The sequence below is a fragment of the Hominimerdicola alba 8 genome, assembly GCF_000178155.2.
Taxonomy (GTDB): Bacteria; Bacillota; Clostridia; order Oscillospirales; family Ruminococcaceae; genus Hominimerdicola; species Hominimerdicola alba_C.
Genome location: NZ_ADKM02000091.1, coordinates 106,001 through 121,310, shown reverse-complemented (window position 1 = coordinate 121,310; position 15,310 = coordinate 106,001). Strand labels below are relative to the sequence as shown.

Annotated in this window: 14 protein-coding genes; all 14 read right to left on the bottom strand. The window is 48.5% G+C overall.

What is annotated here, in order from left to right; genetic code table 11:
* Positions 1–13: 13 nt before the first annotated feature.
* Positions 14–1,141: a glycoside hydrolase family 88/105 protein gene (locus tag CUS_RS10820; RefSeq protein WP_002850665.1), complete on the bottom strand. Its 1,128-nt coding sequence runs from the start codon at positions 1,139–1,141 to the stop codon at positions 14–16.
* A 2-nt stretch (positions 1,142–1,143) separates the two neighbouring features.
* The gene (locus CUS_RS10815) at positions 1,144–2,685 is read right to left on the bottom strand and encodes a glycoside hydrolase family 28 protein (protein ID WP_002850533.1); all 1,542 of its coding nucleotides are present in this window, start codon (positions 2,683–2,685) and stop codon (positions 1,144–1,146) included.
* 59 nt (positions 2,686–2,744) lie between these two features.
* Complete coding sequence (locus CUS_RS10810; RefSeq protein WP_002850576.1) at positions 2,745–3,392, bottom strand: hypothetical protein; 648 nt, start codon at positions 3,390–3,392, stop codon at positions 2,745–2,747.
* 20 nt (positions 3,393–3,412) lie between these two features.
* Positions 3,413–3,991, bottom strand: a complete 579-nt coding sequence (locus tag CUS_RS10805) for a hypothetical protein (RefSeq protein ID WP_002850425.1) — start codon at positions 3,989–3,991, stop codon at positions 3,413–3,415.
* A 14-nt stretch (positions 3,992–4,005) separates the two neighbouring features.
* Positions 4,006–5,064 carry an ABC transporter ATP-binding protein gene (locus CUS_RS10800; RefSeq protein ID WP_002850444.1) on the bottom strand — a complete coding sequence of 353 codons (1,059 nt, stop codon included), beginning with the start codon at positions 5,062–5,064 and terminating at the stop codon, positions 4,006–4,008.
* Positions 5,057–5,572: a hypothetical protein gene (locus tag CUS_RS10795; RefSeq protein WP_002850547.1), complete on the bottom strand. Its 516-nt coding sequence runs from the start codon at positions 5,570–5,572 to the stop codon at positions 5,057–5,059. The genes CUS_RS10800 and CUS_RS10795 overlap by 8 nt, the downstream gene beginning before the upstream one ends.
* Position 5,573: 1 nt before the next feature.
* Positions 5,574–6,170, bottom strand: coding sequence for a hypothetical protein (locus CUS_RS10790; protein ID WP_002850660.1), 597 nt, complete (start codon positions 6,168–6,170; stop codon positions 5,574–5,576).
* Positions 6,171–6,295: 125 nt separating this feature from the next.
* A complete protein-coding gene (locus CUS_RS10785) occupies positions 6,296–8,506 on the bottom strand; it encodes a hypothetical protein (protein ID WP_002850413.1) in 2,211 nt (736 codons plus the stop codon).
* A gap of 89 nt (positions 8,507–8,595) precedes the next feature.
* On the bottom strand, positions 8,596–9,492 hold the full coding sequence (locus CUS_RS10780) for a carbohydrate ABC transporter permease (protein ID WP_002850631.1): 897 nt from the start codon (positions 9,490–9,492) through the stop codon (positions 8,596–8,598).
* Between the two features lie 12 nt (positions 9,493–9,504).
* A complete protein-coding gene (locus CUS_RS10775; RefSeq protein ID WP_002850697.1) occupies positions 9,505–10,569 on the bottom strand; it encodes an ABC transporter permease in 1,065 nt (354 codons plus the stop codon).
* Between the two features lie 29 nt (positions 10,570–10,598).
* Positions 10,599–11,216: a hypothetical protein gene (locus CUS_RS10770; protein WP_002850601.1), complete on the bottom strand. Its 618-nt coding sequence runs from the start codon at positions 11,214–11,216 to the stop codon at positions 10,599–10,601.
* A 550-nt stretch (positions 11,217–11,766) separates the two neighbouring features.
* Positions 11,767–13,014, bottom strand: coding sequence for an NAD(P)-dependent oxidoreductase (locus CUS_RS10765; protein ID WP_002850643.1), 1,248 nt, complete (start codon positions 13,012–13,014; stop codon positions 11,767–11,769).
* 122 nt (positions 13,015–13,136) lie between these two features.
* Complete coding sequence (locus CUS_RS10760; RefSeq protein ID WP_002850397.1) at positions 13,137–13,892, bottom strand: AraC family transcriptional regulator; 756 nt, start codon at positions 13,890–13,892, stop codon at positions 13,137–13,139.
* Positions 13,893–13,938: 46 nt separating this feature from the next.
* Complete coding sequence (locus CUS_RS10755; protein ID WP_002850514.1) at positions 13,939–14,853, bottom strand: pectinesterase family protein; 915 nt, start codon at positions 14,851–14,853, stop codon at positions 13,939–13,941.
* Positions 14,854–15,310 lie beyond the last annotated feature (457 nt).

Below are 15,310 nucleotides of genomic sequence, written 5' to 3'. Positions count from 1 at the left end.
AAAGGTCAAACGCTTAGTTTTTCTGTGTTCTCAGAACTTCTGTGTAGCAGAGGAGGAAAGGAGCAACGCCTTTTGCGTCGTTCTCGACTACGGGTTCTGAGATATAGTACTCATAGCTTCCGTCACGGCGCTTGTTATCTTCGGGTCCAAGACCTGCCACAAGGCAGATGCCGCCGAGATGAAGTTCGCCGTTTTCGCTAACGGTGAGGTACTTTTTACAGATGCCGTCAAAGGTCTTTCTGCCAAGTGCGGCATAACTTTCATCGATAACGCCCAGTCTTGCACCTTTGAGCATTGCGTAGGCTATCATGCTGCTGCCGCTGGTTTCGAGGTAGTTGCCCTCTCTGCCGCCACAGTCTACCACCTGATAATACATGCCTGTTTCGGGGTCGGCATACTGTGATATGCCTTTTATCACATCGCGGAACACCGAGATGAACTCTTCACGGTCTGAACCGTCGGTATAGGCTATTATATCAGCCAGCGCAACGGTGAACCAGCCGATGGCACGAAGCCAGAAGTTCTTTGAAAGACCTGTCTGCTTATCAGCCCAGAAAGCTGACTTTGAGCAGTCCATGCCGTGATAGCACAGCCCTTTTTCCTCACTGAACATATATTTGCGGACATTCTTTATCTGCGACAGAGTATCGCTGATATCGCCGCCGTTTTTCAGCTGATAGCGCACATAAAAGACCTGCGCCATATAGATGCCGTCCAGCCATATCTGGTTCGGATATATCTGCTTATGCCAGAAGTTGCCTGTGTTTGTGCGAGGCTGTTCGGCTATCTGGGCATGCAGGCGTTCGATAGCTTTGAGATACTTCTCTTTGCCTGTCATATCGTACAGGTCGAACAGCACTCTGCCCTCGTTTATATCATCAAGATTGTATTTATCCTTTGAATAACCGAGTATAGAACCGTCATCACCAACGTAGTAGTCGATGAAATCACAGACGAAGTCGGAATACTTCTTATCTCCTGTGATCTCTGCGAAATTCAGCAGAGCAGTCATCATACAGCCGTCTATGTAATTCCAGTGGGCGGGTTTGCCCTGTCTGATGCTCTCGATATTCCACAGGGGCTTATCGGGAGTGGAGCCTTTCAGCAGGCTGTCGATATATGCGTCAATATTTTCGTACATAATTACTCCTCAGTGAACAGGGCTACGTTGTGTGCTGTGACTTCATCACCGACACAGCCTTCAACTGTGACATTTCTCACGGTGAGTTTTCTTACATTGTCGAAGTAAAGACCTGCGCGGCACATTTCTTCGGCATTGTTCTTCATGGCGGGAACGCCTGATTTAGCGTTCTCTGCATATGTGAACTTTATGTTATCGACTGTTATCTCATCGATAGGCATTTCAGGAAGACCATCGCAGTAGCATGCCGCAACGTGGCAGTTAAGGCATTCCATATCACGGAAAGTGAACTTGCCGAGATAAGGAGTTCTGTCATCAACGGGCAGTTTCTCGCGGGTGGTGTTATACTCGGAATATCTGTCGGGGTCACAGCAGTTATACCACATATTCATAACTATGGGTGTCAGCACGCCGTCCATTTTGATATTCTTGAACTCGATGCCGTCTATGACAGCGTCTTTACCTCTGCCGCGACGGGTCTTTATACGAAGACCTCTGTCAGTTTCCTTAAAGATACAACGGCTGACTGACAGATTTTTGACACCGCCTGCCATCTCGCTGCCGAGAGTTATGGCGCCGTGACCGAACTGCATGATGCAGTTGCGGATAGTGTGGCGGTTAGCTGGCTGCTTGAACTTTCTGCCTATCTCTATCTTGCCTGACTTGATTGCTATGCAGTCATCACCAACGCTGAAACGGCAGCCGACAATATTTACCGTATCACAAGCCTCAGGGTCGAGTGCATCGGTATTAGGGCTGTCTTTAGGTGCGTTGACCGAAAGGTCAAGGAACTGAAGTTCGGTGGAGAAGTAGGGGTGCAGCTGCCACGAAGCGGCGTTCTGTGCCGTGATGCCGTGTACCGTCACCAGTTTGCAGCGATTGAAGAATATAAGTCGTGGGCGGGGAACTTCCTGATTTTTCACATCTACCCACCACTGACTGTTCTGTGCGTTGCCGTCAACGGTACCTCTGCCGACTATCTTGATATCCTCGGCATACTCAGCAAAGAGAAGTGCCTGGTGCATTGGGACAGCATTGCCCTCCCATGTGCCGAAGTGGACTTCTTCACCTGTGACGAGGTCAGTTATGACACCCGGTATCTTCGGGTATCTCGCCATATCGGTCGTACCTAAGAGAGTTGCCTTTTCGGTGAACTCGATGGTAATATGGCTCTTGAGGTTTATGGGACCTGTCAGGTAGGTGCCTTCGGGGAAGCGGAGTCTTCCGCCTGCGGGCAGGCAGTTGACAGCTGTCTGGATACTGAGAGTATCATCTGCAACACCGTCACCCACTGCGCCGAAGTCTTTTACGCTGACTGCGGAAGTTTCTTTTGCAGTTTTAAAGCTGAGCGGGTCATGACCTGTGACCTCCACCGTATAATCGGTATGAGGTTCGAGATCGAAGAGGGAAAAGACATTGGTGTTGCCGCTGAGGACTTCCCTGCCGTTCAGCTTTACTGTATATTCGTAATCGTTATAGTAGGCGCTGTCATTGTCAAGTTCAAAGCATGCGCTGACAGAGCCTATGAATAATGCTTTTATCATTTCAGACACTTTCCTTTGCGGTGCTGTCACGGCTCAGATAGTCGGAGCAGCGCCTTATCTCACTTCTTCTCGGCGGTACGCGGGCTGAATGCGCCTGCATCGCGGAGAATGTTTACAAATGTGTTTTTGATCTTTACAAGCAGCAGATCGACTGCCATGTAAAGGATACCGAAGAGCATCGGTTCAACACCGAACATCGCCTGTGCCTGTGTAGGGTCGGCAGAAGCGTTTACGCCTGCCAGACTGTTGACGGCATAGTAGATCTGAAAGACGAGGAAAAGCACCACACCAGAATAGATGACATTTATGAAGATCGACCAGTATTTTCTCACGGTGACCATCTGCCATTTATCGTAGGCACGTTCTGTCGGCTCAAAATTGCGCAGAAGTTTATTGACCATAAGGTCGTTGGCAACGCCAAGACCTATGGACAAAGCAGCCATAAGATCAAGCCCCTGTATATAAAGCCCCAGACCCCAGAGGAAGAAATAGCATATCGCACCTGCGAACCAGAATTTCACAAATACGATCTTCAGCCACGCGGGGATCCGAAATTTCCCGCGTGACGTATATTTTCTAATTTCTTCATCGGTGACCTCAGGGGCTTTTTTGGTACTGACCAGCCTGTCTACCGCGCTTGTTTTGAGTTTATAGTAATCTGCCGCAGATCTCTCTGCGGGCATCTTTTTACTGCTTTTCTTTGCCATATACAGACCTCTCTGATAGCTTAGTCCTCGCCTGAGATATCTATCGCACCCATGCTGCCGTTACCCTCGACTTCGATGGAGGTATTTATCTTACGGATAGCCTTTGAATAGAAAGGAAGCAGCACAAGGAGTGCGGCTGTTATGCCGACACATATTACGTGAGCGGAAACTACACTTTTAGCGGTGTTTATGAACTGTGAATCTGCACTGACCTGGATCGGGTTGACCTCACGAGTGAGCGCATCGGTTATGCGGGAGATATAAATGATATCCACGCCGACCAGAAGTGCCAGCATGAAGAACAGCAGTCCCAGCATTACCTTGTTTGCAGGCTTGCGGCGCGGGAAAGTTCTCAAAAACACAACGAACGCCAGTATTGAGAACAGCATTGCAGCAAACTCGCACTGACCCATGTTCGCGCCGTTTATCCTCGAGGTGGTTTTGGCGATGGAAGAAAGGTTCAGCGAGTAGATAAAGAATGCTGCGGCAAGTGCTGCCAGCGGGATATTCTGAGGTGAGCGCTTGAGCGATACCATCGATTTGCGCAGCGCCTCTTTTATACCGCGGTTCTGTCTGCCTGCGGTTTTCTGATTTGCCATCTGAAGAACCTCCCTTATCTTATGGCTTTGGTGGTTTCTTTATCGAAGAAGTGCTTTCTGTCGAAAGAAACTTTGACTTCGTCGCCTGCCTTATAGTTACACCAGCCCCTGAACTTACAGGTTATCTTATGCTTGCCTGTAGTACCGTTTACCAGTGTATTAAGACCAAGATTCTCGTTGGAGAATACATTTACTGTGATATTGCCGCGTTCTACGACATTTTCGGGGCGCACGCCCATTGTTACTACCTTGCCCTCATAAGGTGCGAGACGCTCCTTTTCTTCGGCGGTGAGGTCAACTGCGAAATCGCTGTTGATAGCCTGACCATCGGATATCTCAACATCAAAGAGATTCATCGGAGGCAGACCTATGAAACTCGCCACGAAGAGATTTGCGGGAGTATCGTAGAGTTCAAGCGGAGTACCTATCTGCTGTACATGACCCATAGACATACAGACTATCCTGTCTGCGAGGGTAAGAGCCTCAGTCTGGTCGTGGGTAACGTAGAGCATGGTAGCATTGAGGCGCTTATGGAGGAGAAGTATCTCTCTTCTGGTGGCGCTTCTCAGCTTTGCATCGAGGTTTGAAAGGGGTTCGTCAAACAGGAACACCTTTGGACGGCGTACTATCGCACGACCCATTGCAACTCTCTGGCGCTGACCGCCCGAAAGCTGGCTCGGTTTCTTGTTCAGCTGGCTGGTGAGATCGAGTATCTCGGCAGCTGCGAGGACTTTCTGGTGTATCTCGTTCTTATTCTCTTTGCGGAGCATAAGTGAGAACGCCATGTTCTCGTATATGGTCATGTGGCTGTATAGCGCATAGTTCTGGAAGACCATTGCGATATCGCGGTCTTTAGGGGGCATGCGGGTGACGTCCTTGCCATCGATGATGAGTTTGCCTTTGGAAATATCCTCCAGACCTGCGACCATGCGCAGTGTGGTGGATTTGCCGCAGCCTGACGGTCCTACGAGGACTATCAGCTCGCCGTCTTTGACATCGAGGTCGAAGTCATAAACTGCCTGCACCTTATTGTCATAAATTTTCTCGAGATGCTGTAATTTAAGATCACTCATCGTCTGTTCCCTCTTGTCCTTTTCTTTCAAGCTCTGCCAGGTAGCTGTTCAGTGTAGTGGTCTTCATAAATCCTATGATGCCTGCGGCGATAAGCAGTACCGCAGAAACTATAAGGCAGAATGAAACATATCTGAACTGACCGGATCCCATTACTGTTGCGTTCTTTGCATCGGCAACGGGGTTGGCTGCCTTATGTGCTTTCATTGGTATGTATAGGATCCTACAGATCTGGAGGATACCCAGTACCACTGAAGAACAGGCATAGCCGAGCTTATAATTTTTGATGCCTTCCGATGAAAGGAAGGCTGCGAGCATAAATACCAGATTGTAAACTATCGAACCGCCGATAAACAGCTTGTAATAATAGCTTCCGACGTCCGAACTATATATACTGACGAAGTAGAGCGCATTTGCAACTATCGCAAAGATTATCAGGTTTGCGGACAGCTTGTTTTTAGTAAAGCGCAGGCGGTCTTTTCTGATCTCTGCATCATTTCTTACCGGCATGTCACACACCCCTTCCCTTGCCAATGGCATTCTGCTCAGCCTTCATCACGAGGATTTTCAAAATAACATTCAACACCAGCAGTACGACTGTAAAGATAAGGAAACCAAATACAGCAAAGCTGATATCGAACCAGAAAGTATCGTTGGGTCCTATGTAGAGAGTGCCCCAGTCCTTAGAGAATGCTTTGAGTGCCTCAAAGTCAACATTGTTCTGGAACTTTGACTTATAGTCCATTATCTGAGGAACAGACCAGATAGTCACGCCCAGTGCAGCAACTGAGAACAGTCCTGCGGAAACGTAGTTACCGATATAATATTTTCTTCTAACATTTGTGTTCGTAATGAACAGAACGAGTGTAACGAGGATAAGTCCTATGCTGACCCTTGTGAAGGTCCGGTTGAAGGAGAACATATCGTAATACACTCTTGAACCTGCGACTGATGTCTGCTCAAGATTGTAATCGGGGTATAAGATCGTTCTTGCTAAGGCGTCGTACAGGTCTGTAGACATACCCAGCGAATAAACGAATACAAGTGCTGCTGCGATAAGTGCCAGCATACACGCGATTTTCTGAAAAAGCATTTGTTTTTTGTACATAAGTACCTTCCTTTATGTTCAAGGGAAACTTCGTATCGGGCGGTTATCGCCCGATACGTTCCCTCATTTCACATAATATTGAGTGCCGTGAATGATCTTGTTAAACACGGCTGCATGACTTGATATCAGCCGTTGATGGTTTTGTAGAAGTCAAGCAGTCTGTGCCATGCTTCGTTTCTTCTGGTCAGGTAGGTCGTGCCGCCCCAGCCGCCGTCAGCAACGGTATCGGATACCTTCTTAGCGGTAGCTGCTGCATCGGAACCTGTTTCACCTGTGAAGCCCTTAGCGATGATGTCAACGTAGAGGTTGGACTGCTCCTTGCCCTGACCGAACGATCCGGAAGCGCTCAGTGCGGTCAGTTCGTTGATAGCGTTAGTCTCAGCAACTTCCTGAGGAAGAACGGTAGGAACAGAGGTGTACCATGAGTTGTCAGCTATTGCAAGCTCAGGGTGCTTGATGGTGCCCAGTGCGATAGCGTTGGAGATGTGACCTGCACCCTCCTTGCCGACTTCGTGTGTGCACTGGAACTCGAATGCCTGGCTCTTTACGAAGCTCAGGGTAGAACCGATGTAGTAACGAGCGTAGTTGGTGTAGTTACCGTTCTGCAGTTCCCACAGATCGTTGTAGGACTCGTCGGAAACAACAGGCCACTCCTTACCGTTGAAGGTAAATGTAACGACATTGCCGCTGTCATCGTGCTTAACGAAAGCATCAGGACCGTAGGACATCAATATCTGTCCATCAGGGCTGTAAGCGTAGTCGATAAGTCTGAGGCAAGCGTTCAGCTTATCGGTGTTATCGCCTACACCTGCAACGGAGATTCCCCAACCATCGACCTTTACAGATCTCCAGGACTCGGTAAATCTCATGTACTTCTCTTCGCCGTCGTTCCACTTAGCAACAGGTACCATAACTGCCATGTACTTCTCGCCGGCAGCGTTATCCAGTGCGGTAGCGTTGTAAGCAGTCTGGGTCTGGTTGTAGTCATAGTGCATGAAGCCGTTGTCGTCAGACAGGTACTTCTCACTGTTTACATCTTCGGAATTGATGAAGCCCTTAGAGATCAGACCCTCAGTTGCGAGGTCGTGCATCTTGGAGAGTGCTTCATAAGTTTCAACTTCGTTTCTGGAGTCATGGAGTTCACCATCGGTACCAACATAGAGGTAGTCAAGTCTTGACTCCATGCCGCGTATACCGAAGAGGGTACCTGCGAAACGATAGAGGTCAACTCTTCTCTGGTTGTTAGCATCTTCTCTGGAGAACAGACCCTGTACGCTGTCGGTGCCGTTGAGAGTAGGAGCGTTGGAAACTACGCATCTCAGCAGAGCAGTCAGTTCATCAGCGTCCCATGCAGCATTCTGACCGATGAAGAGGTCAGCACGATTTGTGCCATAGTAGCCGTCATAGGTCTTGTCGATATACTCACGGAGCATATTAACAGCCTCAACGCCGCTCATAGAGCCCTTAGCGTTCATCTTATCAACGATGTTGCCGTAAGCATCATAGTTCTTGGTAAGAGTTTCAACTGCTGTGCCGTCTGCATTTACAACATCAACATCAACAGTGCCGGAAGTAGGCATATAAGGAGTATAAACAGGGTCAGCAGTCTTGCCGCTCTTATCAGCGGTGAACTCGCCCTCGCCGTTGAGCAGCTTCTCTACCCAGTCGGTTCTCATAAGGGGCATACGCTCGATATCGTCAACACCGTCGAAGTAAGGCGAGAAGTAGATAGCGCCTGCATTAGGACCTGCTGCTGCGCCTGTGATGGACAGTCTTACGATGGGGTTAGCATCAAGATAAGCCTTAAAGTTAGGCATCTTATCGAGGTACTGAGCCAGATTTACCAGCTTGCCCTGCTGACCGTTCTCGGAGAGCAGTGTAGCGGTACCGCTGAGCATATCTACCTGATCCATCTGAGCGTCCCAGTACTGGTATTCATCAGCGGCGCTGTTGCCCTGATACTTGTCTTCGATCTTTATGCCAAACAGTTCTTCAACTGCCTGCCATGTAGGCTTGAGGTCGCCTGAGTTATAGGTCTTGCCGTCTGCAAGGGTGATGCCCTCGCCTGCAAGGTCAGCGGTGAAGCTCATACCTGTCTTGTCGCTGTTGTAGCCGCAAGCCATTCTCAGTACAGTGCCGGGTGCTACAGGGAGCAGCTCGGAAGTATCTTTTGTTTCGGTAGGCTGTTCACCGGGTTTAGCAGCGCTGCCGCTTGCTGTAGTGCCGTTGCTGTTTGCTGCACTGTTGTCATTGCTTGTGCTGCCTCCGCAGCTTGCCATTGCAGTTGCTGCCATTATAATTGACAGGACTGCGGCTGTGAGTCTTGTTCTTTTCATAACTGATCCTCCTTTTAGGATTCCTTCATTTAGGCTGAATAGCCTAGTTTTTATATATCAAATGCTTACAGCATTTGACTGTACGAATGTTATTCCTTTACGCCGCCGACGTTTACGCCCTTAGCAAAATACTTCTGAATGAACGGATAGATGACCAGTATCGGTATTATGGAACATACGATAAGTGCATATATGACCGAATCGGGAGCATACGAATGGCTTAGCTGCCAGTTGGTGGTACTCTCAGGATCGGAGTACTCCTCCAGTCTGAGTCGCATATACACCTGCAAAGGCTGGTCGTCGGCCTTGGAGATCATCTGTCTTGCCCAGAAGTAACCGTTCCAACGGGATATCGCAAAGAACAGTGCTACAGTTGCCAGTATGGATTTGCTCATTGGCAGGTACACCTTGCTGAGTACCTGAAGTTCGGTAGCGCCGTCAACGATGGCAGCTTCTTCGATCTCGGAAGGAACGCCTTCAAAAGCGTTTCTCAGCAGTATGATATTCATTGCCTGCATACCCATTGCTATAACTACCAGCCACTTGTCATCCATTATGCCGATGCCCTGAAAAGCACGCTTGGTAGCTAAGTAGTTGAGGTACTGGGGTACCAGACCTGCACTGAACCACATGGTAAATACCAGGAAGAAGTTGAAGCCTTTGCGGAACAGCAGGCGCTTCTTGGAAAGTGCATACGCGCCGAAGATGGACAGTATCATCTCCCAGATAGTGCCGTAGAATGTAAGGAACAGGGTATTGGTGTAGGAGTTCCAGAACACGTTGTCGTTAAATACGTCCTTGAACGCATCGAACTGTACGTTCTTAGGAAACAGGACTATAGTTGAGTCCCTGACCTCAACGTATCCGCTGATAGCAGAGGACACGGTATAAACGAAGGGGTAAAGACATCCGACCGCGAACATGGTCAGAAGCAGGTAGCTCAGCAGTTTGAAAATGAGTTCGGATATTTCTAGTTTTCTTTTCATGGGGCTACCTCTTTAATACAGTGATACATCGGAAGCCTTGCGGGAGATGGTGTTTGCACCGATAACCAGCAGCATTCCTATAACATTGTTCATCATTTCTGCCGCAGAAGCCATACCCTTAAGCGAACCTGCGATACCGTTGCGCTGTGCGAAAGTCGAAACAACGTCTGCGGTAACATAAGTGTTGGGGTTGTAGAGCAGCAGTACTTTTTCGTAGCCGATGTTCAGCAGTGAACCGATCCTTGTTATCAGCATGATAACGATGGTCGAAAGAATGCTGGGCAGGACAACGTATCTCATCTGAGCCATTTTGTTTGCGCCGTCGATCTGAGCGGCTTCATAGCTTGTCGGTGAGATGGCGATTATAGCGGCGAAGAACACGATGCTGTCGTAGCCTGCGCTCTCCCAGATGCCGCTTATCTGGTATATCGCCCTGAAAAAGCTGGGATTATTGAGCATGCCTGCGTATGCAGTTTCGGTGGATATAAGACCCATCGAAGAAAGCATGTGAGCGATAACGCCGGGCTGCATGCCTGTGGAGTCTGAACCCTGCTTTACAAGCATCATTACCAGAGAAGTCATAACGACTGTGGACATGAACTTAGGCAGGTATGTAAGTACCTGATAAACGCTTCTTGCGATGTTCGAGCGGATCTCGTTGAAGAACAGCGCGATGATGATCGGCATCGGGAAGCCGAATACCAGACCGTAGAAGCTCAGCAGGAAAGTGTTTCTGAAAGCTCTCCAGAACTGTGATGAAAGTTCGGTGTTGCCTGTGCCTGTCAGCAGAGTCCTGAAATAGGAGAAACCTGAATAGTACTGGTCTGCAACGGGTTTAGCGTCCTCAGTCAGCTTGAAGCTGCCCAGCAGTTCGTACATAGGGAAATATCTCCAGAGCAGGAACACCAGTATCATCGGTACCAGCATCAGGTAAAGGCGCCAGTCCTTAGCAACCGTTCGCGCCACATTGAGCCAGTGGTGTTTTTCTACATCGTCGCGGACCGCCTGTTCGGGGTCTTCGATGTAAGTACCGCTTTCCTCGTCAAAGATGAGATAGTCAGCAGCATTGATCGTCATTTTGTAAAACCTCCCATGTTCTTTTCGTTTTAAAATGATCCTGTGCTTTCGCCGTATTCGGTGTCGCCCTGATCGGGCATGCCGCTTTTCTGACGTTCAGCCTGTGTACGTACCAGATAGTCTATCTGGTCTTCAAACAGTCCGTCGATCTTGCGGGCAAGATGTACTGCCACTAATGTGAACAGCAGAGTCAGCGAATCGGTGGCGAATAGCTGCACGATATCTTTTGGTGAGCCGCCCATCAGCAGACCTACCAGCCATCTGCCCAGCTGGGCGGTGATGTAGGCCGTCAATGCGAACAGCAGTGTCAGCTTGGGGCTGTTTCTCACCTCTGACTTTTTCAGTTTGCGGAAGAACAGCATAGCTGTCAGTGAAAGGCAAGTACCGATGCAGTAGACTGCGTACTGTTTCGGTTCAGCGCCGAGGGCTATGCACATCGCAAGACTTCCGCCGACGGCGTGAAGCACCGCGTATCTGCCCCAGCGCATCATGACGATACAGACCATCGCGAGCGTCGGTGACAGCACGTAGATCTCCTCAGGAAACCAGAACCTCGCCGCGTGTGCGATAAGGGCTTCCGCCGCTGCTACAATGAACAGCATCAGCCCCAAGTCTATCGCCCTGTATTGCTTTAAAGATAAATTCATTATTTTCGTTCCCCTAACATGCCGATCCTTTTCCATTGCCGAAATTTACAGCTTTTGGGCTAAATTAATATAAAAATTTTCAAATCGGTGTGTTTTCTTTATATATTTTAACCTATGTTAGCCTTAATTTACAAGACCAATACAAGACTGTTTATGGATTAATCGGACAATTAAATCATCTAACCAAAAAAGAGTAATAAAACAATTCGACATATTGCACTTATTTTGCGGTGCTGTTTTGTCATGTTTGACAAATTCGCCGCAATTTTTCGACTCGGACAGCTGTTTTAATGACCAAAACCGCGTAATTCCGCGTTCACATATATGATTCACAAAACCATTCAAAAACAGCACTTAACAACGTTTAATGTCTGTTTTGTCCCGCACAATCTGCTGTGATAACGTTTACATCGATGCTGTGCGAATTGTTCATTTTTGTACAAAAAGTGCTGTAAAATAACGTACAGCACAGTGACCATGCCCGCACTCATTCATTTGCGGCGGGCAGGCATCAGAAATCGTTCATAAAGATATGATAATATTAAACTACTCAGTCTTCAAGCGAATTCAGGTATTCGTCCATAGTCTGTGCGACCTGCTTGGAGTAGTTTACAGCTTCGACGACCGTCCTTGCGCCCAGCACCACATCGCCTGCTGCGAATATGCCGTCGCGGGTAGTCTTGCCGAAGGTATTCGTTACCAGCAGTCCCCTGTCGGTTACATCGATACCTGTGGTCGTTGAAACTATGCGGTTGCGCGGTCCCTGAGATACTGCGATTATCGTAGATGCTGCGGGATAGAGTTTTTCGGTACCCTCAACGCGGCGGCGTACACCGTCTTCGCCCTTTACCGTATCAACGAAGATAGTACCTTCGTCTGTTATCTCTGTCGGTTCGACACCTGTGACGAACTCGACACCGTCTATCTTTGCGAACTCGACTTCAGTGATGCTTGCGGCTATATGCTCGGAACGGGAGAAAACGGTCACCCGCTTACAGCCGTGACGGAGGGCAGTTCTTGCAACATCCATAGCGGAGTTGCCTGCGCCGATGATGTTCAGGCTGTCACCGAGAGTATAGACATCGGGATTTGTCAGGTAGTTGATGGCGAAATGGACATTACCCAGACTTTCGCCCTTGATGTGCAGTGTATTCGGCTTCCAGACACCTGTGCCGATGAATATCGCGCGGTAGCCGTCACGGAACATATCGTCAACGGTTATCGTGGTGCCGATGGAGGTATTGGGGCGTATCTTGATGCCCAGTGCGATGAGAAGCCTTTTATAGCGCTCGATATGGTCTTTTGGCAGACGGAACGCGGGTATACCGTAGCGGAGGACACCGCCTATCTTCTCGCGGGACTCGAAAATTGTGATATCGTAGCCCTTTCTTGCAAGAAGTATCGCGATGGTTATGCCTGCGGGACCGCCGCCGATAACGCCGACACGCTTCCCTTTTTTCTTGACTTTATCCAGTTCCAGTTCTTCGATGACACCCTGATCGAGTTTCTCGAAATAGTTGTCGCTGATATAGTTCTCGATGTTGCTGAAATGTACAGGCGCACCCTTTCTACCGAGTACGCAGTGACCTTCGCACTGATTTTCGTGGTTGCATATCAGTGAGCATATCACGCTGAGGGGGTTGTTCTCAAAGAGAGTCGCGCCCGCAGAGTCGATATCACCCGAAAGGAAAGTCTGGATAACATTTGGGATATCGGTACTTATGGGACATCCCTTTTTGCAAATTGGATTTTTACAGTTGAGGCATCTTCTTGCCTCGTTGATAACGTTAAAAGCCATTCGTTACATCTCCTTTTCGCCGAAAGCCGTAAACAGCATCAGGGATAGACCGCACATTGTCAGGGGAACGCTGTGCATCTGATTAATTTGGACGCTTTCTGCGTAAGGCGGATGCGGCTCGTTCAGACTTCACCCGCTTTCATACGCTTTGCGGCATAATTCTTGGGCGAACAGCCGAAGTTCTTCTTGAAAACGCGGGAGAAGTACAGAGAATCGGAATAGCCGCAGATATAGGCTATCTCAGATATATTCTGCTCGACCGTTTCGGAAGAACAGAGCAGTTTCTCAGCCATCTGTATACGCAGATTTGTCAGGTAGCTGTGGGGTGTCATGCCCATCTCGCTCTTGAACAGCTTACGCAGGTAGTCGTAGCTGAACGGGATAGTTTTGAGGTATGTGTCAAGTTCATAGTCGCAGTCGGTGAAGTTCTGCATGATATTGGATTTTATTTCATCCACCACATCACGCAGAGGCTTAGTATTGCGGAAAGCTATGACATAGTTTACGATAAGGTTGCCGAAAGCCGCAATTATCAGCTGGCGGCTGTTTATCTCGCTGTTGAAGAAATAGAAAGCATCGGTGAAAGCGTTGCGTATATGCTCTTCGCTGTCATCGGAGATAAGCAGAGGCTCCTTGAAATTAAAAGTCGCATCGGTTATATTTATGTGGATATTCGTGAAGCCCTCGTCACTGTTGTTGGCGTGAAGGACATGTGGCGGGATTATCACAAGGTCACCCGCGCTGTATTTCAGTGTTCTGTCCTGAAACTCAAATCTTCCGCCGCCGCCTGTACAGTATACCAGTTCCCACTCATCGTGGCAATGCTGTTTGCAGGTGAAAGTCTTCATGTTTCTTCCAACGTACACGATAATGTTCATTCTTTTCCTCCGATTTCTATTACAGCTTTATGGGCTGTGTTAACGATTACTTTTCTGTATGGAAATGCCTCATCAGTTCGTCACGCTCATCTTCGGTGAGCGTTTTCGCCCACGACACTCTGCCGGCGGGGATATTGCCGTATTCGGCAAAGCGTGCAGTCTTGTCACGGTCTGTGTCGTTCCATTTATCAAAGCCCTCAGGCGAGATGTGGCTGTCATAAGTACAGCTGATAAAACTGCACTTGCCGTAGTCACGCCAGGGTCTTGCGAGAAATATCGCACCGTCTGCCACGCCGTTTTCGCGTGTGAAGCGGCATCGGTCAAATACGAAACCTATCTGCTGAGAAAGGGCATGAGCGGGTGCGGCTGTGAAGCCTCCGCCGCGAACATCTGTGACCGAGCGTATCTCGCAGTTTTCAAACAGAGCATCGCCGCAGCCGAATATGAAATCCACATTGCCCGCGATGATGCAGTCTGCAAAGCGCTGGGTAAAGCTGCCCGAAGCGCGCAGAGGGTCTTTAAGAAAGCCCTTGTAGCGGGCTATAAGGTCATCGGGGAGCGGACCGCAGAAGACTGTATCCTGCGTTGACAGGAAAGTGCAGTTTTCAGCAGTAAAGCGGTCTGCCACTACTGTAAGCGCGACCTCCTGCCCTTTAATTTCGGGCGAGCGGGAGTCGTTCTCTACAGTCAATTCTCTGAAAGTGACACCATCGGCAAGTACTGCCGCAGTATATGTACGGAAAGTGTTATACTCAACGCCATTTTCGTCAAGTTTTTTGGCATAGTCGCCGTACACTATCCTTGTTTTGTCTGCGCCGCAGCCGACTATCTCGATGTCGGGCGTGCAGATCTCGATCTTTTCGCGGTACTCGCGGGGAGCGAGCAGAAGTCTTGTATGGGGCTGAACGTTTTTCAGCGCATCTGCAAGGCTTTCTGTGGGCGAAAGTCTTATCTCATTCATTTTTGGATCCTCCTTGAGCCTTTTCCCGACCATATGACCTCTGCTGCGGAACATGCCGCAGCAGCGTCGATATGAGGATAATAGGAAAAAAGGTGGAAATATATCAAATTCGGTCATGGACTTTTTATGATATCCGAACAGGCATGTGCTGTTTTGTACATGTGAAATTCGGACATTATCTTGTATGACAATTTGAGACGGGTTAACTTTTCAATTTACGTTGAAGGTCTTAATATTTATATTACATATATAGTATACAAGCGTTTTGCCGCTATTTAATATATATAAATTTTTTAACCTCGAAAACGTTTATCGTGATTTATCAATTATTGCGTTTTAGCCCTAAACATGGCGTTTACGGAATATCCGTTCAAGTTTTTTAGAGTATATCATTAAATAATATTCAAGTCAAGAGTTTTCGCCAACAATGACCATCGGTCATGCAATTTTTGTCAAA